Source organism: Lysinibacillus sphaericus OT4b.31, from assembly GCF_000392615.1.
Lineage (GTDB): Bacteria > Bacillota > Bacilli > Bacillales_A > Planococcaceae > Lysinibacillus > Lysinibacillus sphaericus_B.
In genome coordinates, this window is the sequence record NZ_KB933398.1 from 2400588 (window position 1) to 2424073 (window position 23486).

Here is a 23486-nt window from a genome sequence, read left to right on the forward strand (position 1 = left end):
AAAAGCAGCAGCCGAAAAGGTTGCTGCTTTTTTAAAAATATATTTTAAAAATCAATCTAAGGTAGAAAATCCTAGGTCGAAATAATCTTTTTCTAAAATAGGCTAGTTGGCCGATGCTATGTTGAATGATTGATTTTAATATTGTATATGGTATTTATAGGCTGTTTTTCCAACTAAATGTGCAGAGGTGATTGTGGTGAGAGAAATTTTAAAGTACCCGATAGAAGGGGGCGGAGGGGGACAGAAACTGAGGGAAAAGACACTCGAAGCACCTCCGCAAGAAAAATTGGATATTTTACACAAACAATGTGACTTATCACACATCTCAACTGAACTCTCGCAGGAGCAAGTACAAAAAATGATGCAGGTAATTGAAGAGATTCGCCTCAATCGCCAAAAATAAACGCTGTAAATGTAAGCGCCTTCTAAGCTATAATGGCTAAGGAGGTGTTTTTTTGATGAATGTGGTATTTGTTGAAACGTTATCTGGTACAGAACTTTTACAAATGGTGTCGCATGATGTGGCTGGAATATTGTCTGCGGCACAAGGAGAGAGCGTCACTTTTCCAATGGGGCATTTTAAATATGAATTTCATAACTTGGATTTTTATGAAGAAAACGGTGAAATAAGACAAGAGTTAGTTATTTACGTTTCGAAAATATAAATGCAGCAATAATTATAAATTCTCCATGTTTATTAGTAAATGTTTAGTTTATAGTATATAAAAGACTAATTTTGTACAGGGATAGGAAGCAAAGTATTTGCTATTTTCTAAACCTGTAACTATAATAGTTACAACAGGTGGTGATACATATGGTGAACAGTCGATTTTCGGTAGCAATCCATATACTTTCGCTCATTGCAACAACTTCAGATAAAAGCCAGCTTTCATCAGATTTTATCGCAGGTAGTGTGAATACAAATCCAGTTGTCGTTCGTCGTATGATTGGCAAACTGAAAAAAGCAGGCTTGCTCACTTCACAATCAGGTTTAGCAGGCTACGAGCTTTTAGTTGAACCTAAGGATTTGTCATTACTAACGATTTACCATGCGATTGATGGGCCTGAGCAGCTTTTTGCTATTCACGATGAGCCGAATCCAGATTGTACGGTTGGGCGTAAAATTCAACGCACTTTGGAGGGTGTTTATACATCTGTTTGGGATGCAATGGAAGAACAGTTACAAGCACAGACTTTACAGGATGTGCTAGATCAGCTTCGTTAACAAACGAGGTCGATCTTACTGTATCCAACCTGTAACTTATTTCGTTACAACTAATCTGTAGGAGGAATTTAAGATGAAAATTGCTGTAATTGGTGCAACAGGAAAAGCAGGACAAAAAATTGTTGAGGAAGCATTACAACGCGGTCACGATGTAACTGCAATTGTACGCTCTGCCTCAAAAGTGACGGCTGATATTGCTGTCATTGAAAAAGAAGTTTTTGAGCTATCTCAAGAAGATGTGAAAGGTTTTGACGTTGTCGTAAATGCGTTTGGTGCTCCTTTTGGACAAGAGGATCTACATGTAAAAGTGGGTCGTCACTTAATTGCTATTTTTACTGGCATTGCGACAAAATTAGTCGTTGTCGGTGGTGCAGGAAGCCTGTTTGTTGATCCAGAAAAAACTGTACGAGTAATGGATACACCAGACTTCCCAGAGATGTTCCTTGCCACTGCAAAAAATCAAGGGGAAAACTTAAAAGATTTACAAGCGTCAAAAATTACATGGACATTCTTAAGCCCATCTGCATTCTTCGACCCACAAGGTCCACGTACAGGTAGTTATACAGTTGGCATTGATCATCTATTAGTGAATGCCGCAGGAGAAAGCTATGTCAGCTATAGTGATTATGCAATTGCGTTAGTAGATGAAATCGAAAGCCCACAGCATGTAAATAGTCGCTTTACAGTTACTTCAAATAAATAATGATTAATCCGAGCGTATAAATAGCGCTCGGTTTTTAGTTTTTCTTGGCCATCAACAAAAAATTCTTCTTTTACAGAAAATTGACTGTTTACAATCGGTCATTAATTAGCTACTATCAGTGTGAGTATACATAAAAGGAGTCGACAATAATGTCCACAGTACGTATTGAAAAAGATTTTTTAGGTGAACGTACCTTACCAAGCAGTGCCTATTACGGGATTCAAACACTTCGAGCAACGGAAAACTTCCCGATAACAGGCTATACAATCCATCCAGCACTTATTAAAGCAATGGGAATTGTGAAAAAAGCAGCTGCATTAGGCAATATGGAGGTACACCTGCTATCAAAGGACATTGGTGAAGCAATTGTCGAAGCAGCACAAGAAGTAATTGATGGTAAATGGAATAGTGAATTTATCGTAGACCCAATCCAAGGCGGTGCGGGTACATCGATTAATATGAATGCTAATGAAGTGATTGCGAATCGTGCACTAGAGATTATGGGGAAAGAAAAAGGGGACTATCAATCGATTAGCCCGAATAGTCATGTCAATATGTCCCAGTCGACAAATGATGCATTCCCAACGGCGATTCATATTGCCGTATTACATTTAGTGGATGAGCTTTTAGTTACAATGGAGGACATGCAAGCAGTGTTCCACCAAAAAGCCGAACAATTTGCACATGTGATTAAAATGGGCCGTACGCATTTACAAGATGCTGTACCGATCCGTTTAGGTCAAGAGTTTGAAGCATATTGCCGTGTTATCAATCGCGATATTCAGCGTATCCGTCAAACACGTCCAAATCTATACGATGTAAATATGGGGGCAACTGCTGTAGGAACAGGATTAAACGCATTCCCTGATTATATTAAGTCAGTAGATCAGCATCTTGCTGAAATTTCTGGTTTACCACTTCAAGGGGCTACACATTTAGTGGATGCTACGCAAAATACAGATGCATATACTGAAGTGTCTGGCGCACTAAAAATTTGTATGATTAATATTTCTAAAATCTCCAATGACCTTCGTTTAATGGCATCAGGACCTCGTGCTGGTTTAGGCGAAATTATTTTACCAGCTCGTCAACCTGGTTCTTCGATTATGCCTGGTAAGGTAAATCCAGTTATGCCAGAGGTGCTTAATCAGGTAGCATTCCAAGTTATCGGAAATGACCAAACGATTTGCCTTGCTTCTGAAGCGGGTCAGTTAGAGTTAAATGTAATGGAACCTGTGTTAGTCTTTAACCTGATCCAATCTATTAGTATTATGAATAATGTGTTCCGTGCATTTACGGAAAACTGCTTGAAGGATATTGAAGCGAACGAAGAACGCATGAAAGAATACGTTGAAAAGAGTGTTGGTGTATTAACAGCGGTAAACCCTCATATCGGTTATGAGATTGCAGCGCGCCTTGCACGTGAGGCAATTTTATCTGGCCGTTCTATTCGTGAGCTTTGCGTCGAGGCAGGCGTTTTAACGACGGAGCAATTAGATTTAATTTTAGATCCATATGAAATGACACATCCAGGTATTGCTGGTGCAAGCATCATGAAATTAAAATAATACCTGTATCACAAACATTTGTTTCTTGTGAACTTCATTCACACAGTTAGACAACAAAAAAAGCATCTTTAAAAGAACTTCGGTAGAAGATACCAAAACTGTTCTTTTGGAGGTGCTTTTTTATATGCGAAAAAAAGTAAGTTTTTGAACTGAATAATTTCTGAGCTTTTTTAATTTAGCATGATGAAGAGGAAAGGGAAGATTTAAAACGTGTTTAAATATCTACGTTTCTTTCTACATATCATTCATTCTATTTGCTAGTAAAGTTTTTATTATTTTCTAAAAACCTTACATAAAGTGATAAGTGAAAGTCGTGTAATGTATGAAACTATGGACTTTATGGAAAAAATAATTACTAGTAAAAAAGGAGTTTTAAAGTGGTTGATAACATAAGTACTCAAGTACTAGATCCGAATGATGTATTGTATGCTTTGGACGTTAATCTAGCCATGATTGAATTCGATACGGAAGGGAATATACTTTGGGTAAATGAGCATTTTGCAAGTGCGGTAGGTTATTCCATAAAAGAACTACAACAAATGCATCATAAAGAATTATGTGCTGACGAATTTCAAACAAGTATAAAGTATACAGAACTATGGAGTAACTTAAACAAAGGGAAGAAGTTTCAGGAGAAAATACAAAGAATAGGAAAAAGAGGAAATTAGATTTGGCTTGAAGCAACTTACATCCCTATCGTCAATACTGAGGATAAAGTGACAGCAGTTTTAAAGATTGCAACTGATATTACAGAGCCGTGCCCGCGGAAAGCGTCCGCCGTAGCGGAGAGAAATGACTACGAAGTAGACTATATGTATCACTATACAAAAGTAGTGCCTTTCGCTATGTTTTTTGGGAAAATTAAACTATAATGACAACGTCGGAATAATATATTTGGAGGGACTTCGGATGAGTTTAAGCAAAAAAAGTATTCTTGGCTTTTCTGTATTAAATGTAGTAATGATCATGCTTTTAATTATAGATTTAACAAATTTAACATCATTAGCATGGCTATCTACGGTATTAACTTTTGTAGGAATAGCTATTACATCGTCCTACATTCTTTATGTGAAATACAAAATTACTACACCCCTTAAACAGCTGTCCATAGCTGCTCAAACGATAGCAGATGGCAACTTACAAGTGAAACCTTTACAAGTAAAATCCAAAGATGAAATTGCAGATTTAGCAAATGCATTTTTTATTATGAAAGAGCAGATACATACAATGACGCAGAAAGTGGCCAATAGTTCTACAGATCTATCTGCTAGCATGGAGGAACTATCAGCAAGCACAAATGAAATTACTATTGCAGTAGATGAAGTAGACCAACAAATGGAAAAAACTACAGACGCACTTAAACGAGTGGCACAGTCTGCCAATGAAAGTGCTATTTCTATGCTTGAAACTGCTAAAGGAGTGGAACGTATTACGCAAGCTACTCAGGATGTCTTTGACCATGCAAAAGGAGCTAACGAAATTGCAGGTAATGGTGTGCAAATCTTAAATATCGCGAAAAATCAAATGCAATTTATCTCAACTTCTACTGAAAAAACAAGTGGTTTAATGCAACAACTGACAGAAAAAATGACGGATATTATATCCATGACAGCCATGATTACCGATATTACAGATCAAACGAATTTACTAGCATTGAATGCGGCGATTGAAGCAGCACGGGCAGGAGAACACGGTAAAGGCTTTGCGGTAGTTGCTGAAGAAGTTCGTAAATTAGCTGAGCAATCGAAACAATCTGCAAGTGAAATTGTGGAATTAGTTGTAGCGATTGAAAACGATACAAAACAAGTTGCTAGTTCTGTTGAAGAAGACTTAAAAAATGTACAGCAGGGTGTTTATGTTATTGATGAAGCGACGCAGTCTTTCGGAACAATTTCACAACATGTAAGCAAAATGACAAATCAGCTTGAGGAAATTTCAGCAACAGCAGAAGAATTATCTGGTAGTGCCAATGTCGTAACTAATTTAGTGACGAATATCGCAAGCGGTATGGATAAATTATCTGATTATACGGGCGTAATCTTACAATCAGTTGATGAACAAAGTGCTTCGATGCAGGCCGTAAATACTGTAACTAAGGAGTTAAGTGTGCAGGCAGAAAATTTACAAAAACTTACCCAACAATTCAGCTAAATTGCGCAAATGTGAAGCTATCTAACTGGGCAGGTTATTAAACAATGGTTGGTTAGCGAATGTAGTGTAATTGAAAAAAAGTAAAGTTTTGAGAGCGTGTGTGAGCAGTTTAATATCTAGTATAATACTGCTTTTTACGTTGATTGTTGAGGGGTTTTGCAGCAATAATGATAAGGTCTATTTTGAGAGAAGTCCATTCTTCTGCAAAATAGGCCCTTTTTTATTTTTCATTCGCTAAATTTATAAATTGACAGAGTAATATAAATGTTGAATTTTTTGAATTAGTTTCTTATAATAGGTTAGCTGTTACCTCTAATATTTCACCTCACACTTTGCAACCCGCGTCTGCCGGGTCAAATCGTCAATTCTTTGTCTTATTCGCTTGTCCTTGCGAAATCTAAATTGTTAGACCAAACTAAAAGTTAATAAAGTAAGAATGCTGGAACCTGTTTTATTGAAATGGAATAAAACAGTTGGAAAATTCAGATTTAAGAAAGAGAGAGATTGAATTGAAGCTATCACAAGTGGAACAAGAAAAGCTACTACTCCATTTGGCAGGAGAACTTGCGCTGAAAAGAAAAGCGCGTGGATTAAAGTTAAATTACCCTGAATCAGTAGCACTGATTAGTAGTTATATTATGGAGGGTGCTCGAGATGGAAAAACCGTTGCTCAGCTAATGAGTGATGCAAAACAAGTACTCACAGCAGAAGATGTAATGGAAGGCGTCGGTGACATGATTTCGGATGTTCAAGTTGAGTGTACATTCCCAGATGGTACGAAACTTGTAACAGTTCACCGTCCAATACAGTAAAGGGGGTATTTGCATTATGATTCCTGGAGAAATTAGGCCAGCACAAGGCGAAATCGAAATGAATGTAGGGCGCGCTACTAAAACTGTAATTGTAGCGAATACAGGAGATCGCCCGATTCAGGTTGGTTCACATTTTCATTTTATAGAAGTGAATAGATTTTTAGAGTTTGATAGACAAGAAGCTATTGGTATGCATTTAAATATTCCTTCAGGTACAGCGGTTCGCTTTGAACCAGGTGAGGAAAAAGAAGTTGAACTCGTTGAATTTGGTGGCAAACGTCATATTTTTGGATTAAATAAATTAACAGAGGGTTCAACACATAATAAGGACGAAATTTTAGACAAAGCGATTGAAGGTGGCTTTAAAGGAGCTGAAGACAAGTGAAGGTAACGCATGAAGCATATGCAAAAATGTTTGGACCTACTGTTGGAGACAAGGTTCGTTTAGCGGATACAGAACTTTGGATTGAAATAGAAAAGGACTATACATCTTATGGTGACGAAGGAGTTTTCGGAGGTGGAAAATCACTTCGTGTATCTATGGGGCAAAATGGTAATAACAAAAGAAGTGATGGCGTGCTAGATACAGTCATTACAAATGTAATGATTATTGATTATACCGGTATAGTAAAGGCGGATATCGGCATTAAAGACGGTCGAATTATCGGTATTGGCAAAGCTGGAAACCCGAATGGGATGGACGGTGTTGACCAGGACATGATCATTGGTGTTGGTACAGAAGTTTATGCAGGAGAGGGCTTAATTGCTACAGCTGGTGCTATCGACACACATATTCATTTCATCAGTCCAGATCAGGTGGAAACGGCTTTATTTGCTGGTACAACAACATTTATTGGTGGTGGAACAGGACCAGCTGCTGGCTCTAAAGCGACAAGCTTAACTGCTGGTGAATGGCATTTACATAGGATGTTGCAAGCTGTCGAAAGTTTACCAATAAACGTTGGGCTATTAGGAAAGGGGAGTGCCTCTGACCCTGAACCGATTATTGAGCAAGTTCGTGCTGGGGCAATTGGTATGAAAATACATGAAGATTGGGGTGCAACACCTGCAGCTCTTGACCAAAGCTTAACTGTAGCGGATGAGTATGACATTCAAGTTGCATTACACTCAGATACATTGAATGAGGCAGGCTTTGTAGAAGATACCATTAACGCAATCAATGGTCGTGTTATACACATTTTCCATACGGAGGGTGCTGGTGGCGGCCATGCGCCAGACCAGTTAGTGATGGCCTCGTTACCTAATATTTTGCCAGCATCGACAAATCCAACGAAACCATTTACTACCAATACGATTGACGAACATTTAGATATGCTCATGGTATGTCATCACTTAAAGCATGATGTTCCTGAAGATGTGGCATTTGCGGATTCTCGTATTCGTCCGGAAACAATTGCGGCGGAAGATATTATGCAGGATCTGGGTATTTTAAGTATTATGTCATCCGATTCTCAAGCGATGGGGCGTGTGGGGGAAGTCACATTACGTACGTTCCAAACAGCAGACAAAATGAAAAAACAACGTGGTCCATTGCCACAGGATGAAGGCAAAGATAACGATAATTACCGCGTGAAACGCTATATGGCAAAACTGAACATAAATCCAGCGATTGCGCACGGTATTAGCCATGAGGTTGGTTCTTTGGAAGAAGGTAAACTAGCAGATATCGTTCTGTGGGACCCAGCATTTTTCGGTGTAAAAGCAGAAGTTGTTATTAAAGGTGGTATTGCAGTTTATGCCATTACAGGTGATCCCAATGCGTCAATTCCGACGCCACAACCTATGAAAGGTCGTCAGACGTTTGGCTTCTATGGACAAGGTCCTCAAAATTGTGCGATGACATTTTTGCCAAAGATTGCAGTTGAAGAAGGATTACCGGAGAAATTAGCTTTAAAACGACAAATCGGTACAGTGAAAAATTGTCGAAATATTGGTAAAGCAGATATGAAACATAACAACGCGACACCGCACATTGATGTAAACCCAGAAACGTATGAAGTGAAAATCGATGATGAATTAGCGACTTGTGAGCCAGTAGATGTATTGCCGATGGCGCAAAGATATTTCTTATTCTAACTATTTTGTGGTGATTTTTACGTTAATTAATTGTTAGAATATTGCAGGAATTACAGGGTGATTTGAAAACCATTAATAAATGAGGAGTGCAAACAACATGTTAATCGAAAAAATTATTGGAAATATTGGTCAAGAAGAAGAAGTAGACAGTAAGTTAACAGAATGGATTGAACTTGACTGGGAAGCGTTAAGTAAACGCATTCTTCGTACAGAAACAGATAAAGGGACAGATATCGCTTTACGTTTAAGCGGTGAAGAACCGTTAAAATATGGTGATTTATTATTCGAAGACGGGGAGCGACGTATTGCAATCCGTACAAAATTAGAGCCAGTCATTGTAATTTGCCCAAAAAACATGATGGAAATGGGAAAAGCTGCGTTTGAGTTAGGCAATCGCCATACACCATGTTTGATTGAAAATGGTGAAATTATTGTACGTGCCGATCATACGATTAATCCGTTATTAGACGAAGTAGGAGTCCAATATGAAACGACAGAGCGACGCTTTAAACAACCGTTCAAATTCCGCGGACACTCTCACTGATTTCTCTTTGCTGCGTTTATTACAAATTCATGACTCAGCCTTTCCAATTGGCTCCTATACGCACTCATACGGCATGGAAACGTATATTCAGGAAGATTTGATTCAAACGAAAGCGCAGTTAATTGAATTTTGTAAAACTTATTTATTTCATAATTTAGTAAGTGGAGATGCATTGATTATTCAAGATGCGTTCCATGCAGCAAAAGCAAGAAATGAAGCGCGTCTTGCTGAGCTAGATGAGCTTTGTGGGGCTATTAAGCTAGCAAAGGAATCAAGAGATGCTAGCGTGAACGTTGGCAAACAATTTGTTCGAACTGTAGCCCCTCTCATTGACAGTTCGTTAGTAGAGCAGTGGAAGCACAAGATAGACAAAGAAGATGTCAAGGGCCATTATGCAGTCCTTTACGGTATATATAGTGAGGCGCTTGGGGTCAATGTGTATCATGCAGTTATGACATTTATGTACGCGTCATTAAGTGGGTTAGTACAAAATGCCGTACGGGCAGTGCCGTTCGGACAAAATACTGGGGTACAGGCTTTAAATGAACTGCTTGTTCATGTAGAGGAAGCCGCACAAAAAGTGATGCGTTTGACGATAGATGATTTATCAAATAATGCATTAGGAATTGAACTTGCCTCTATGAAGCATGAATTTTTATTTTCAAGATTATTTATTTCTTAAGTAGGGAGTTGGAACTTTTTATGAAACCAATACGAATCGGCATCGGTGGACCAGTTGGGTCAGGAAAAACATCGTTAGTTGACCAATTAACGCGCGTTATGCATGAGCGATATAATGTGGCTGTTATTACCAATGATATTTATACTCGAGAAGATGCGCAATATTTAATAACAAATGGGGTGCTTAATGAGGATCGCATCGTAGGTGTTGAAACAGGTGGATGTCCACATACAGCAATCCGAGAAGATGCATCCATGAACTTTTCGGCAATCGATGAACTAAACAAACGCTTCCCAGATTTAGACATTATTTTCTTAGAAAGTGGTGGCGATAATTTATCGGCAACATTTAGTCCAGAGCTTGTGGATGGTTATATTTACGTAATTGATGTGGCAGAAGGTCAAGATATCCCACGTAAAGGTGGTCCAGCCTTAACACGGTCGGATCTATTGCTTATCAATAAAACATCACTTGCGCCTCATGTTGGCGTGGATTTAGACCTTATGGATGAAGATGTGAAAAAAATGAGAGCCGGACGTCCTTACATTTTTGCGGATGTTCGCTCACAAACAAATGTAGATAAAGTGGTAGCGTGGATACAGCACCAGATGTTATTAGAGGGTGCTGAAGCAGTTGACGCACATGTCTAAGCAAGGAAAAGTAAATCATTTTGGAAAATTAGAAATGGCCTTTGAGCCAAGAAGAGGGTACACACGACTTGTTCATGTGTACCAACAACCTCCATTGAAGGCAAGTCGTGAATTATATGAAGGTCAAAAGCCAACAGCAACTGTTTTTATCATGGAATCTTCAGGTGGCATGGTCGCAGGAGACAGGAATGAAATTGATATAAAACTTGCTCCTGACAGTCAAGTTAGATTAAAGCAACAATCCGCTTTAAAAATTTATCCTTCCCATACAGGTGAATTTTGTACACAATCCATTACCGTTAAATTGGGAGAGAATGCTCGATTAGAATGGATGCCGGAAGTGACAATTCCATTCGAACGAGCCAAATTTCAGGTTGATACGACCATTCGAATGATGGCAAGCTCTACGTTGATCTGGGGAGAAATAATTGCCCCTGGACGAGAAATGCGCGGAGAAATTTTTGATTTTCAGTCGTTTCGCTCGCAATACAAAATATATGTAGAAGATGCTTTAATCGCCTTTGATACATTGCATTTTAAACCAGAGGAAATGGATTTTTCATCTATGGGGATTCTTGAAAATTCGTTGTATATTGGTTCGTTATGGGTGGTTTCGCCAAATGTTGAGCAACTTAATGTAAGAGAATTACAGGAAACGATGCATGCCGAGAGTGATACGCAAGCGAGTGTAACGAAGCTTAACGATTTTGCTATTCATTGTAGATGGCTTTCGAAAGAGCAACGGACACTACATAAAGAAATAAACCGCATGTTTGTACATGTTTCAAATTTAATATAAGAAAGTATGTTGAATTTTAAAGGAGATAGAGAGAATTGAAAAAGTTTTCATTATTTATAATGTTAACAGCTCTTGTTTTTAGCTTGGTTGGGTGTGGAAATGAGTCTAATCAAGGGAAAGAAAAACAAAAGTCTGCTGAGACATCATCAAAAGCTAATGAACTTATTTATGCCTCGGAGTCAGAGTTCAATGGTTTGAACCCAATTTTAGAAGAAACGAATTTAGATGCTTTTTTATTTCGTGGATTAATGCGTTTTGATAAAAATAATTTACCAGTCAATGATATTGCTGAGAATGTACAAGTTTCCGATGATCAGTTGACATATACAGTGAAAATAAAAAATGATGTGACGTTCCATGATGGCCAAATTTTAACGGTGGACGATGTCATTTTTACCATAGAAAGTATTCTAGACGATCATAATGCATCGTTTTTAAAGTCTGATTTTATTCACGTGACGGCTATGGAAAAAGTGAATGAAACAACGATGAAGCTGAAGTTAGATAAGCCATTCACGCCGATGCTGGATAAACTAACGGTACCTATATTGCCGAAGCACGCATTTAAAGGACAAGATATGCGCACAGCTTCATTTAACGCAGAACCTATAGGGGCTGGCCCATTTATGTTTGACAAATGGGATCGAGGCACCAGTTTAACATTGAAAGCCTATCCTTCGTTTTTTGGTACAAAAGCTTCTTTAGATAAAGTAATATTTAAATTTATACCAGATAGTAATGTTCGAGCGTTACAACTTAAATCGGGTGAAGTTGATATTGCATTACTAGATCCTACGCAAATTGCAGAGCTTTCGCAAGCAGAGCATTTAAAAATGTATGAGGTAGATTCAGCAGATTACCGTGGTATTTTATTTAACATGCAATCAGACCTTTGGCAAGATGTAAATATCCGAAAGGCCATTAGCTATGCGACAGATCGCGCAGGAATTGTGAAAGGCATTTTACAAGGATTTGGTATAGAGGCATATTCGCCACTACAAAAGCATACATTCGCCAATGAAAATATTGAGCATTATGCTTACAATGTAGACAAAGCACAAGATTTACTTGAGCAATCAGGTTGGAAATTAAAAAATGATGGTTTTCGTTATAAAGATGGTCAAAAGCTTGGCTTCACCATTACAGTGCCTGCAACAGATACTGTACGTGTCAATATGGCTAACTATGTTGCTGAGGGCTATAAAGTAGTTGGCGCAGATGTCGAAGTAGCTGCATTAGATTGGAGTAATATTGTGATTGAAGAGACAGAAACGTTTATGGTCGGTTGGGGCAGTCCATATGATGCAGACCATCATACGTATAGCTTATTCCATACAGACCAATCAAGTTTAACAAGTGCCGGCTACAATTACGGAAGCTATTCTAACGCAAACGTGGATGCGTTATTAGAGAAAGGGCGTGTAACAGTTGACCCTTCTGAACGACAAGCAATTTATATGGCATTACAAGAGGAATTAGCAGAAGATCCACCGTTTACTTATTTTGCATATGTTGATGCAGTTTACGGTATCGATAAAAATATTAGCGGTGTGAAAGAACGCATATTGGGCCATCATGGCGCAGGCTTCTTGTGGAATGTCGAGGAGTGGAAATGGCATGATCGCTAAGTGGATTGGGAAGCGCATGATAATGGGGACAATTGTCCTCATTATCGTGAGCTTCCTGTCTTTTTTCATCATGCATGCCGCACCAGGAAATCCAGCAGCGGCCTACTATGGTGGAAATTCACAAACTTTAACAACAGCTGAGAAGGAAAGGATTGAACAAGCTTTCGGCTTAGATAAATCAGTTATGTCACAGTACGGTGCTTGGCTTAGTGAGGCTGTCACAGGGAATCTAGGTTATTCCGCAAAAGAAGGAAGAGCGGTTTCTACCATTTTGCTAGAGAAGCTGCCAAATACGTTACAACTTGTTGGTATCACCTTATTGATATTAGCAATATCATCTACTTGGCTAGGTTTACTGGCTGGGATGAAAGAAGGTTCACTCCTAGATCGAGGATTGTCGATCTTCAGTATTGCTAGCTCCGCTGTACCTTCGTTTTGGTTAGGCATATTAGTAATGATGGTCTTTTCAGTACAGTTAGGCTGGTTCCCTTCATCTGGAATGAACGATGTGCGAGGGGAAGGGGGATTTGCTGATAGAATGCACCATATTATCCTACCTGTTTCAGTCCTTGTACTTTCTCATGTGGGTATATTTGCACGATTTTTACAGGACTGCGTAAAGAGTGAAAGTAAAAGCTATTATGTTCAGGTTGCTCGCGCTAATGGCGTAGCAGAACGAGAAATTAGAAAAAATATTTTGCGTAATGCATTTATTCCGTATGTAAATTATGTAGGGGTTACGATTCCATCATTTTTTGGAGGTTCAATTGTTGTAGAATCCCTATTTGGATGGTCAGGGTTAGGACAGCTACTCGTCAAATCAGTTATGGTGAAAGATTTTCCATTATTAATGGGTGGGGTACTGATTATCGGTGTGGTCGTTGTTGTTAGTCTTTTTATCATTGATTTCTTAATGATTGTTATCAATCCAAAGCTAAGAAGGGGTGTGCTGCGCTGATGAAATCGCGAAAAATGCTCTTTTTCTGGCTAATCTTACTTGCTATCATTTTTGCTTTGACTGCTTTGTCATCATTGCTAGCCCCTTATGAGCCAAATTCAATGGATATGAATAATATTTATGCTTCTCCTAGTGGTGGTCATTTACTTGGTACAGATCAATTAGGTCGTGATGTGCTATCACGCTTACTTGTAGGGGGGCAGGTGACTTTTCTGATAGCTGTAGTATCTGTTGTGATTTCCACAATCATTGGGCTTATTTATGGCGGGATTAGTGGCTATTTTGGGGGAATGGTAGACATAGTCATGATGCGGATGCTAGAAGCATTTTTAACCATCCCATCACTAGTCATCGTGCTTGCTTTTCAAGCCATAATGCGAGGAAGTGTATGGAGTATGGCTGTCATTATAGGCGTGACAGGTTGGTTTGTCACGGCGCGTATTGTACGCTCTGAATTTATGCGACTAAAGGAATCAGAATTTGTCCAAATGGCCGTGATGTTCCGTACACCTACATGGAAAATATTGTTTGGGCATTTGTTGCGCAATAGTTTCCCTGCTATTTTTGTCGTAACACTATTTAACTTCGCTGGTGCTATTTTCATGGAAGTATCGCTTAGTTTTTTAGGAATCGGTGTACCACCAGCAACGCCGTCTTGGGGCACAATGCTGTATTCAGCTCAAACAGATTTACTTGTTGGTGCATGGTGGATTGGATTATTTCCGGGACTTTTAATTTTCTTCACAATTTTATGTCTTCAATTTATCGGGGAGGCATTAAAGAAGCAAGGAGGTGAGCGTTCTCATGCTTAGCATTGATGGATTATCTGTTTCATTGAACGGAAGACAACTTATCAATAATGTAACGTTTACAGTACCTAAAGGCCGTATTACGTCAATTATTGGGGAGAGTGGTAGTGGGAAAAGTATGACTGTATCTGCCATCCTTGGCTTATTACCTGTGCATGCACAGGCGTCGGGAGCTATTTCTTTAAATGACAAAAATTTAGTCGAAATGTCCCCAAAAGACAAAGTGGAGCTACGCAAAATGCATTTTTTTACGATCTTTCAGGATGCAGCGAATAGCTTTTCACCCTCCACGAAAATGAAACACCAATTGTTTATCTTTACAGGGCACAAAAAAGGCCATACGAAAATGGTGTTTTTTCAAAAAATGCGTCTGATTTTACAGGATTTGGATTTAACAGAAGACATAATGGAACGCTATCCCTTTGAGCTTTCAGGAGGCATGCTGCAACGGTGTATGATCGCTTGTGCCTTATATACGGAGCCCACATTATTAATCGCAGATGAACCAACATCTGCACTCGATATGCTCATTCAAAAGGATTTTATTGAATTACTGAAAAAACTTAATGACGAAAAAGGAACTACCATATTACTCATTACGCATGATTTGGACATCGCTGTTTCAGCTGCGCATTCAGTAGTTGTCATGAAGAAAGGTGAGGTCGTGGAAACAGGTCTGGTAACCGATATATTTGAAACGCCGAAAAATTCATATACAAAGCTACTTTTAGAGAATCATTTTTAGGGGGAAATGTCATTGTTGCTGCAAGTAGAAAATGTTAGTAAAACCTTTCATAGAGGGCAGCAAATACTACAGCATGTGAACGTTTTCGTAGGACATGGCGAAATCGTTGGACTGGTAGGCGAAAGTGGAAGCGGTAAAAGCACACTTGCCAAAATCATTATGCAGTTGGAAAAGGCCGATCAAGGTCATATTCATTTGAATGACGTGCGCATTACGAAGAAAAATTGTCAGTCATTTTATGAACAATGTCAGTTGATATTCCAGAATGCAACTGCCGCCTTAAACCCATTGTGGACTGTGAGGGAATCATTATTGGAGCCATTACAGCATAAAAAATCAGTAACCAACGACTATTTGCATGCCATGCTCGACAAGGTGAAGCTACCAATCGCTGTGTTAAATTGTTTGCCAAATGAGCTAAGTGGTGGAGAAAGACAAAGAGTTAATTTGTTAAGGTCCATTTTAGTAGAGCCCAAATTGTTAGTGTGCGACGAAATTGTTTCCAGCTTAGACCGATTAATTCAACGGGAAATTATTGATTTATTAATGACACTAAATAAAGAACGGAACATGGCGATATTATTTATTTCCCATAATTTAAAGGCTGTTTCCTATTTATGCGAACGATTATACGTCATGAAGGATGGCGTAATGGTCGATGAAAGTAAAAAAGAACAAGGTGTTTTTCGATTAACCAACAACTACGCCCAAAAGCTGTTTCAAGCGATAGAATGATGAACTTTTGCAGGGGGCGAGCTACTATTTCAAAAGTTGCTGCATGTTTATATACAATTTACCGAAATTATTTCATACTGAATTAAACAATCAACGGTTAAGTTCCTATAGCTTGACCGTTTTTTGAATTCCTTTAGCAATAATCTTCTAAAAGATAATTTATGAAGTAACTTTAGTTTAGTTCTCTAAGGTTTATTTTTAGGTACATGCCACTAAACATGTTTTCTACAAGTATTCACGTTATAATTGAATGGGGTGATACCGAATGAAAAGTGTAAACTTACAACTTGACCACAATAACTCGATTGAGATAACGCAGATAGATAATACTTTATTCGAAGTTCGCCTCGGTATTAACGGAAGTATTAGCATGTACTATATGACGCGCGCTCAACTTGAAAATCTTGAACTAGGCGCTGATGTTCATATTGAGACGATTCGTGCTGGATTACTTAACGATTAATGGTAGTTCAAGACGTTCTACTATAACGGTTAGGCTATTGCAGCTTAACTGTTTTTTTATTTTCCCAAAGGCCCCGTACCTGATTAGTTCAAGAACGTTTTCATTTTATTACTGGTGTAGGCATACCATTGTGCCAATCCATGATGAATGGGGCTTGGTGAGGATTGAGATTTAATGGTATTTCATTTCTCGATACAAAGTGCAATTCGCTACTTTCATCATTGATTTGTAAAGTGCCTTGATAATCGTTTGAGTAAAATATTATCTGAACACTAAATACTTTATCTCCATTTGAGTACTCTGCAAAACCATTTTTACCTGAATACAATCCAAACAAACTTACATTGTTCAGAATAAGATTAGTTTCCTCAAAGACCTCCCTTTTGACTGTCTCTTCATAGGTTTCTCCGATTTCCAAGATGCCTCCTGGGATGCCCCAAATATTATTGTCAGTCCTTTTTTGTAAAAGAATACGTCCAATATCATCTTCAATTATTGCTCCGCATCCAATCGTCAATAGAGTTTCATGTCCAATCATTTGTCTCATTGTTTTAATGTAGTCATTCATCAATGATTACCTCATTCCTTGTTTTAGCCCAAATGTCTCTGTATTTAACTTTATTTTCCAGAAGAGAATTTTTTATAAAGATGGACGGTGTCTTTTTTTCCTTCAAGTCCTTGTCCTACTTTACGGTCAAAAAATTTTTAACTATGTAGGCTGATGTTTGCCATTTACAACTTTTCTTAAAGAGTCTCAAGTTGAATGCAAGGGTGCGTTGATAACTATATTATATCTTATATAGAACTTTATAAAAAAAACTTCCACATTAGCATGTAGTCTATCAAAATAAAAAAAGGTAATTTTAGAGAACTAACAAGTGACTCTATACTCTCCATCATAAAGTATATGGAATATTTTGTTATAATTGACAATGTAAAAACACTTCTTTACAATTAATACTAGTAATCTATAAGGAATGTGACGTAGTTCACGTTCTTTCACAACTGAATAGCGTGTAGTAATAGGTGTAAATTGAATCAATTTACTAAAAGGGAAGTCGGTGGAAGTCCGACACTGTCCCGCAACTGTAAATGTGAGCGTCTTTTTTGAATACCACTGTCTAAAGACGGGAAGGGGAAAGATGCGTTGACCGTAAGTCAGGAGACCTGCCTATTACGAGTACACACCAAAACCCTACGAGGAATAGGAGGTGGCATGTTGACAAAACAGAATATTCTGTTTGTCACTGTACGTCAAACGCCCATAGTAAAAGAAGTTATTCGGTACCGAACCGTTTCTTTCCTATGTTGGCGATGTTTGATGTTACGTGATGAATGATATGTATAAGGTGTTATAGCCATTACATAACGGATTTCCTCTTATTGAAGAAGAAATCCGTTTTTTTTTTTTTAGTGGCCGTACACCTGTCGTTTTGAAAATATGTACGAAAAGAGGAATGCACGTATGACGAATATTCATGTATGTACAGCACAGGAAAAGCATCAATCAGCTATGAAAATTTGTAAGCATCCACGCACTGAAGTTGGTAAGCAGACGAAGACAAGAATCGTCATCGAATCACTTGTCGATCAGTTTTTAGCAACAGGACTTATTCGCAACGAACGATTATTTAATCGCATTTTATATAACAAAGCAATCATCTGGATTCAAAATGAAGGGTATGATGGACATCTATTGGCCAAAGCAAATGTAGCTGATGAGTTAAAAACAAGAAAGAATGGCTTTATGATGTATATGCCGACCAATCCGATTGTTTATGAAGTGAACGGAGAAGCGTATCATTTAATTACACGTATCGATTCGGTTCGTGCAAAACCAAATTTAGAAAGACTTCATTTGGACCCAAAGCCGATTTTAAGCGCTGCACGTGTAAATGATTTATTGTGCTCGATGGTCATGCGTTTTTATGAGACGTATGTAGCAGATTTAGCATTAGTAATTGCGACAAAAAGAGAGTCAAATAAATTATCGAATCTAAAAAAATACGTAGAGCACGAATATGCGCAATTTATGCAAGCTGTAAAAACACTAAATGATTACCATTTAAATTGGCATCCTCGTGGCAATGGTCATGAACTATTGCTCCAAGTTATCGATAACTTACAATTATTAAAAAGTAAGCCGGGCACTGTGTTAGTTGATTTTTCAAACAATCATGGCTATGTCATTGTGGAACCTGCTTATTTACTCATTGAAGAGACAAATAGTACCGCGCAAGCTTTATAAAAGTAACTCCTCCACCTTGGTGGTGCATTTAGGCTGTCAACAAACTCAAAAAATTGGTTTGTTGACAGCTTTTTTCTTTTAGAGGGACCTATAACCTGTTGAGATCCGCTACGGCGGACGCTTTTCGCGGGCATGGCTTCAGTCTACTCTTCGCTACGCTCCTGCGGGGCCTTTTCGCTCATGCGATTCCCGCGGAAATCAACGGTTTTTTACTATTTATTCAAAAGACTGAAGGCAAAATCAAAGAGATTTAAGTTTGCCTTTAGTCTGAATCCTCCACTTTTGTGGAGAATTTTTTTTATCATTCTCTTAAATGAAACTAGGGAAGGATGCATTAAGTCCAGTTATCAATCATTTTTAGGTGCGCTGAACATACTAAGGATGAGTGACATGCCAGCGATTATACCGAACACATCCGAAGAATAAATGTTTAGTAGCCAATCCAAAATGATTGGTTTTTTTATAGTTATTGGCAACGATTCAAATGTAGCGAAAACTGGGTAAGCGAACGTAAGTAACAAACAAGGAATAGCGACACACCATAATAATGATAGATTTATGTTGAGTGACCCATTTTTTTACAATGATAAGCGAAATATAGAAACCTAGTAGAACAGCAATGAATGGATTTGACCAGATGACAGGCATAAAGTTGAAAGTTTCACTTACATTTTGTTGAATGATTTTTTCAATCTTTGACAATAACATTACTAATAAGAGTAAGCCAATTAGCCAAAGAATTTTCCTGCAATAAACTAGCCAAATAGATTTTTTCAAAAATATACCCCCTTCGTTGCTTAATAATTGATAAGATTTATGTATCCCGCATTAACGGTCAGTAAGACACCGCTTCAAGTTGAAGATGACAACGATTCCGCTAGGGGAGATTAACACTGACCGTAAAAGCCCGATTGGTTCAACTAACAATCAGTGGGAACAAAAGCCTCCTCTGATTGAAGTTTCACTGTATCCCGCATTAACGGTCAGTAAGACACCGCTTCAAGTTGAAGATGACAACGAGTCCGCTAGGGGAGATTAACTGACTGTAAAAGCCCGATTGGTTCAACTAACAATCAGTAGGGACAAAAAGCCTCCTCTGATTGAAGTTTCATTTTATTTTATGCAATGCATGGCAGCTTGTGCTTCATGCCATGGAATCGAGTAGCCTTTTCCTTTGGCACAAAATATACTAGATGAAGTATACGCAGGGTCGGCATTTTTATCGTAGGCTATTTGGGCAATGATTTCCTCTGTATTATGACAAACATCATAGCCATCAAATTGTAGCGACAGTGAGCCTTTGCCATTTGTGTAAGCTGCAAAGACTGTACTGTAGCTCATAAAGGTAGCGACAGGTGCACGCCCTGTTAAAATTACCTGTTCTTCTGTCATAATCGGCGCATCAAAAGTGCCGGCTGCTTGTTGAATATCGGTCATCATGCGGCCAATAAAATCGTTAGGCGCCTTTAGCTTGAAGCGGTAATAGGGTTCAAGCAATAGATTTTCAGCTTGTTCTAGGCCTTGACGCAGTGCGCGGAATGTCGCTTCTCGAAAATCGCCGCCATCCGTATGCTTGATATGTGCACTGCCAGTTAGAAGGGTGAACCGGATATCTGTGACAGGGAAACCTGTTAATAGTCCATGGTGTTCACGCTCGAATAGGTGCTTTTCAATAAGCCGTTGATGCCCGACAGATAAATCATCAGCGTGACAAGAGTTGACAAACGTATTGCCAGCACCACGTGTAGTGGGTTCCATGCGTAAATGCACCTCAGCATAATGCTTTAATGGTTCAAAATGGCCATAGCCTGTCACCACTGTTGCAATTGTTTCCATATATAAAATTTGGGGTTCACCAAATGTAACTGTCAGTGCAAAGCGATCTTTTAGCACGTCACTTAGTACTTCAAGCTGAATGACGCCCATAATGTGTACGTGAATTTCCTGAAATTTCTCGTGCCACACAACACGTAATGAGGGCTCCTCGGCTTCAAGCAAACGGAAGATTTTCAATATTTCCTTTATATGTTGTTGTCCTACATATTGCACTTTCGCTTGTAATGTTGGTACTAGTTCAAATGGCTGAGGACACATCGCACTGCCCAAGATGTCACCAATGTTTGCTTGACTGAGCCCCTTCACTGCAAATACTTCTCCAGCACTTACTTCTTGCACTGTTTCAAAGCGATTCCCATTATATAACCGTATTTCGGTCACTTTTTCAGAAATCTCACCAAAAGTAAAATCATCACGAACATGCAGCGTGCCTTGTAATGCTTTAATAAATGTTAAGCGCTGTTGCCCGTCATGGCGAATTTTAAATACCTCACCTTGAAACGGTTCGTCTTTTTTATATTTAGTCTCAGTGAGAAGGGAAAGTTGCATCAAAAATTCCTTGATGCCAATATCTTTTAAGGCAGACCCGAAAAAGCAAGGGAAGGCTAGCTCTTCCTTGATCATTGTTTGCAAACGGGTTAGACAAGTATGGTTCTCTAGCGTTTCAGCGAGAAAAGCATCGAGTAACTGTTCATCTCGCTCAGCAAGCCACTCCTTCATTTGACTCGATATAGAGTCAGTGCGGAGCGGTTCATTTATTAACAAAACATCAGCAGAAAATTCCTTTTGAAGCTGTTTCTTTACTGCTTCGACATCGGCCCCTTCACGATCGATTTTGTTGATAAAGAACAACGTTGGTACATGATACTGGCGTAGTAGCTGCCACACTGTTTCGGTATGGCCCTGTACGCCTTCGACTGCACTAACGACAAGAACGGCATAGTCCATGACACGTATCGCACGTTCCATTTCAGGAGAGAAATCCACATGCCCGGGCGTATCAATAAGCGTATATGTTTCATTGCCAACTTGCATGCGTGCTTGCTCAGCAAATATAGTAATGCCACGTGCACGTTCAATCTCATGATTATCTAAAAAAGTATCCTGGTGATCGACACGTCCGCGAGCTTGAATACTATTCGTATGATAAAGTAACTGCTCAGAGAATGTCGTTTTCCCTGCATCCACGTGAGCGAGTACGCCAATTGTTTTATACATAAAAATCCTCATTTCCATCGTACATTTCTCTTTATTGTAACAGAATTCACATAAAAAGATTTCGTGTGAAATAGTTAGTGTTTATGTTTAAATAGTGCTAGGTTATTAATCATTTTTATTATTGGATATTTTTGTGTGATTGCTATCAAATTTCACTTCTGCTAGTCTTTCAAGTAGAAATAAAATACATATTGGTGCAAATGGCTTTAGGTCATTTGCTTAAAAGGGAAATCGGTGCAAATCCGATGCTGTCCCGCAACTGTAAATGGGGAGTCTAGACTACATCCACTGTAGGAAACTATGGAAAGGAGTAGATGATGAGCCTAAGCCAGGATACCTGCCAATACATACATAATTTACTTCAGGCCACGAGGATGGCTGTAGTGACTGGTTGGAGAACCTGGATTAATTCACTATGATACCCTCTTGGAAACAAGGGGATTTTTTATGCCCTTTTTTAACGAATTGACGTCATAAGTCGTTATATTTGGGCTGAATGTTACTAGATTCAGTCAATAGAATATAGGTAGCAAAGAAATCTTTGATTTCTTACTATACAGATTACATAACAAAGGGGAAAACAGACATGAACAAGTGGAAAGGCATATGGCTTATTCTTGTTATTGCGATGTTAAGCATTTTAGGTGCTTGCAACAGTAAGGATGAACAAGAATTAGCTGCGCAAAGTGAAAAGGTAGAACCAGCACAAGCTGAAACTACGGAAATAACGATGGAAAATAATGATACGAGGCAAGTTTATACAGAAGCGCCAAAAAAGGCGATTAGCTTAAATCAGCATGTCACAGAGATCATGCTGGCTCTAGGCCTAGAAGATTCAATGGTAGGTACAGCTTATTTAGATGACAAAATTTATGAGCCGTTACAAGCTGCATATGATAAAGTAACAGTTTTAGCTGAACAGTATCCATCGAAAGAACAAATAATTGATACAGAAGCTGATTTTTTATATGCAGGATGGAAAAGTGGTTTTAGTGAGAAGGGCGTTGGAACACCAGAAGAATTAGAGGCACTTGGTATCCACACATATTTACATACATCTTCTAGTATTACGAATCCAACGCTGGACGATATTTTCACCGATATTCGTAATATCGCATCCATTTTTCGAGTAGTGGATCGTGGGGAAGCTTTAATTGAGCAGATGACGAAAGAGGTAGAGTCTGTACGAGAAAAGCTACCACAAGATAAGGAAGCGCTACGAGTTCTTGTTTATGATAGTGGGGAAAAGGAAGTCTTTACAGCTGCACAAAACTTTATGAATGAGCTTGTTACAGTTGCCGGTGGTCACAATATCTTTGGCGATGTGGAATCAGGTTGGACAACTGTATCAAAAGAAGATGCAGTAGAACGTAATCCTGAAGTTATTGTTGTCATTGATTACGGTGCTACAACAGCCGAGGAAAAAATCAACTTTCTAAAAAATGATCCAGCGTTAAAAGAAACTGCAGCCGTAACTAATGAGCGCTTTGTTATTTTACCGCTATCAGCAGCATCAGAAGGGGTACGTGCAGCAGAGGCGATTCAAATTTTAGCGCAAGGATTCTATCCGGAGAATTTTTAACTCTTAAGCACAAAAGAAAATGAAATCCAAAAA

General features: G+C 38.7%; 24 protein-coding genes and 2 riboswitches. Of the genes, 22 read left to right on the forward strand and 2 right to left on the reverse strand.

Annotation, left to right across the window (positions count from 1 at the left end):
* Positions 1–196: 196 nt before the first annotated feature.
* From H131_RS10980 to H131_RS11075, 20 genes are all read left to right on the forward strand, one after another.
* On the forward strand, positions 197–403 hold the full coding sequence (locus H131_RS10980; RefSeq protein WP_036130132.1) for a hypothetical protein: 207 nt from the start codon (positions 197–199) through the stop codon (positions 401–403).
* A 55-nt stretch (positions 404–458) separates the two neighbouring features.
* Positions 459–665, forward strand: a complete 207-nt coding sequence (locus H131_RS10985; protein WP_010859206.1) for a hypothetical protein — start codon at positions 459–461, stop codon at positions 663–665.
* Positions 666–814: 149 nt separating this feature from the next.
* Positions 815–1225, forward strand: coding sequence for an Rrf2 family transcriptional regulator (locus H131_RS10990; RefSeq protein ID WP_010859207.1), 411 nt, complete (start codon positions 815–817; stop codon positions 1223–1225).
* Positions 1226–1298: 73 nt separating this feature from the next.
* A complete protein-coding gene (locus H131_RS10995) occupies positions 1299–1928 on the forward strand; it encodes an NAD(P)-dependent oxidoreductase (protein ID WP_010859208.1) in 630 nt (209 codons plus the stop codon).
* 149 nt (positions 1929–2077) lie between these two features.
* On the forward strand, positions 2078–3496 hold the full coding sequence (aspA, locus tag H131_RS11000) for an aspartate ammonia-lyase (protein ID WP_010859209.1): 1419 nt from the start codon (positions 2078–2080) through the stop codon (positions 3494–3496).
* A gap of 377 nt (positions 3497–3873) precedes the next feature.
* Positions 3874–4164, forward strand: coding sequence for a PAS domain S-box protein (locus H131_RS11005; RefSeq protein WP_010859210.1), 291 nt, complete (start codon positions 3874–3876; stop codon positions 4162–4164).
* A gap of 241 nt (positions 4165–4405) precedes the next feature.
* The gene (locus H131_RS11010) at positions 4406–5647 is read left to right on the forward strand and encodes a methyl-accepting chemotaxis protein (protein WP_010859211.1); all 1242 of its coding nucleotides are present in this window, start codon (positions 4406–4408) and stop codon (positions 5645–5647) included.
* 509 nt (positions 5648–6156) lie between these two features.
* Positions 6157–6459, forward strand: a complete 303-nt coding sequence (gene ureA / locus H131_RS11015) for an urease subunit gamma (protein WP_010859212.1) — start codon at positions 6157–6159, stop codon at positions 6457–6459.
* A 16-nt stretch (positions 6460–6475) separates the two neighbouring features.
* Positions 6476–6844, forward strand: a complete 369-nt coding sequence (locus H131_RS11020; RefSeq protein ID WP_010859213.1) for an urease subunit beta — start codon at positions 6476–6478, stop codon at positions 6842–6844.
* A complete protein-coding gene (gene ureC / locus H131_RS11025) occupies positions 6841–8556 on the forward strand; it encodes an urease subunit alpha (protein WP_010859214.1) in 1716 nt (571 codons plus the stop codon). Before H131_RS11020 ends, ureC begins: the two co-directional genes overlap by 4 nt.
* A 97-nt stretch (positions 8557–8653) precedes the next feature.
* Positions 8654–9100, forward strand: coding sequence for an urease accessory protein UreE (locus H131_RS11030; protein WP_010859215.1), 447 nt, complete (start codon positions 8654–8656; stop codon positions 9098–9100).
* Positions 9042–9782 (forward strand): urease accessory protein UreF, encoded by a 741-nt coding sequence (locus tag H131_RS11035; protein WP_230491839.1) that lies wholly within the window; start codon positions 9042–9044, stop codon positions 9780–9782. Before H131_RS11030 ends, H131_RS11035 begins: the two co-directional genes overlap by 59 nt.
* 20 nt (positions 9783–9802) lie before the next feature.
* A complete protein-coding gene (ureG, locus tag H131_RS11040; RefSeq protein WP_010859217.1) occupies positions 9803–10432 on the forward strand; it encodes an urease accessory protein UreG in 630 nt (209 codons plus the stop codon).
* Positions 10425–11231, forward strand: coding sequence for an urease accessory protein UreD (locus tag H131_RS11045; RefSeq protein ID WP_010859218.1), 807 nt, complete (start codon positions 10425–10427; stop codon positions 11229–11231). Before ureG ends, H131_RS11045 begins: the two co-directional genes overlap by 8 nt.
* 35 nt (positions 11232–11266) lie before the next feature.
* Positions 11267–12859, forward strand: a complete 1593-nt coding sequence (locus H131_RS11050) for an ABC transporter substrate-binding protein (RefSeq protein WP_010859219.1) — start codon at positions 11267–11269, stop codon at positions 12857–12859.
* Complete coding sequence (locus H131_RS11055) at positions 12849–13817, forward strand: ABC transporter permease (RefSeq protein ID WP_010859220.1); 969 nt, start codon at positions 12849–12851, stop codon at positions 13815–13817. The genes H131_RS11050 and H131_RS11055 overlap by 11 nt, the downstream gene beginning before the upstream one ends.
* Complete coding sequence (locus H131_RS11060; RefSeq protein ID WP_010859221.1) at positions 13817–14629, forward strand: ABC transporter permease; 813 nt, start codon at positions 13817–13819, stop codon at positions 14627–14629. The genes H131_RS11055 and H131_RS11060 overlap by 1 nt, the downstream gene beginning before the upstream one ends.
* Positions 14622–15371, forward strand: coding sequence for an ATP-binding cassette domain-containing protein (locus H131_RS11065; RefSeq protein WP_010859222.1), 750 nt, complete (start codon positions 14622–14624; stop codon positions 15369–15371). Before H131_RS11060 ends, H131_RS11065 begins: the two co-directional genes overlap by 8 nt.
* A gap of 12 nt (positions 15372–15383) precedes the next feature.
* Positions 15384–16106, forward strand: coding sequence for an ABC transporter ATP-binding protein (locus tag H131_RS11070; RefSeq protein WP_010859223.1), 723 nt, complete (start codon positions 15384–15386; stop codon positions 16104–16106).
* A gap of 265 nt (positions 16107–16371) precedes the next feature.
* Entirely contained in the window at positions 16372–16569 is a 198-nt protein-coding gene (locus H131_RS11075) for a hypothetical protein (protein ID WP_010859224.1), read from the forward strand.
* A gap of 100 nt (positions 16570–16669) precedes the next feature.
* Here H131_RS11075 and H131_RS11080 read toward each other — a convergent pair whose 3' ends face one another.
* Positions 16670–17137 carry an NUDIX hydrolase gene (locus H131_RS11080; protein ID WP_010859225.1) on the reverse strand — a complete coding sequence of 156 codons (468 nt, stop codon included), beginning with the start codon at positions 17135–17137 and terminating at the stop codon, positions 16670–16672.
* Positions 17138–17576: 439 nt separating this feature from the next.
* A riboswitch (cobalamin riboswitch) is annotated at positions 17577–17758 on the forward strand.
* A gap of 276 nt (positions 17759–18034) precedes the next feature.
* Between H131_RS11080 and H131_RS11085 the strand changes: the two genes are divergently transcribed.
* Positions 18035–18817, forward strand: a complete 783-nt coding sequence (locus H131_RS11085; RefSeq protein WP_010859226.1) for a hypothetical protein — start codon at positions 18035–18037, stop codon at positions 18815–18817.
* A gap of 1113 nt (positions 18818–19930) precedes the next feature.
* On the opposite strand, the gene H131_RS11095 is transcribed toward H131_RS11085, so the two are convergent.
* On the reverse strand, positions 19931–21871 hold the full coding sequence (locus H131_RS11095) for an elongation factor G (RefSeq protein WP_010859228.1): 1941 nt from the start codon (positions 21869–21871) through the stop codon (positions 19931–19933).
* A 175-nt stretch (positions 21872–22046) separates the two neighbouring features.
* Positions 22047–22230: riboswitch (cobalamin riboswitch) on the forward strand.
* 227 nt (positions 22231–22457) lie between these two features.
* Between H131_RS11095 and H131_RS11100 the strand changes: the two genes are divergently transcribed.
* A complete protein-coding gene (locus tag H131_RS11100; protein WP_010859229.1) occupies positions 22458–23453 on the forward strand; it encodes an ABC transporter substrate-binding protein in 996 nt (331 codons plus the stop codon).
* Positions 23454–23486: the final 33 nt, after the last annotated feature.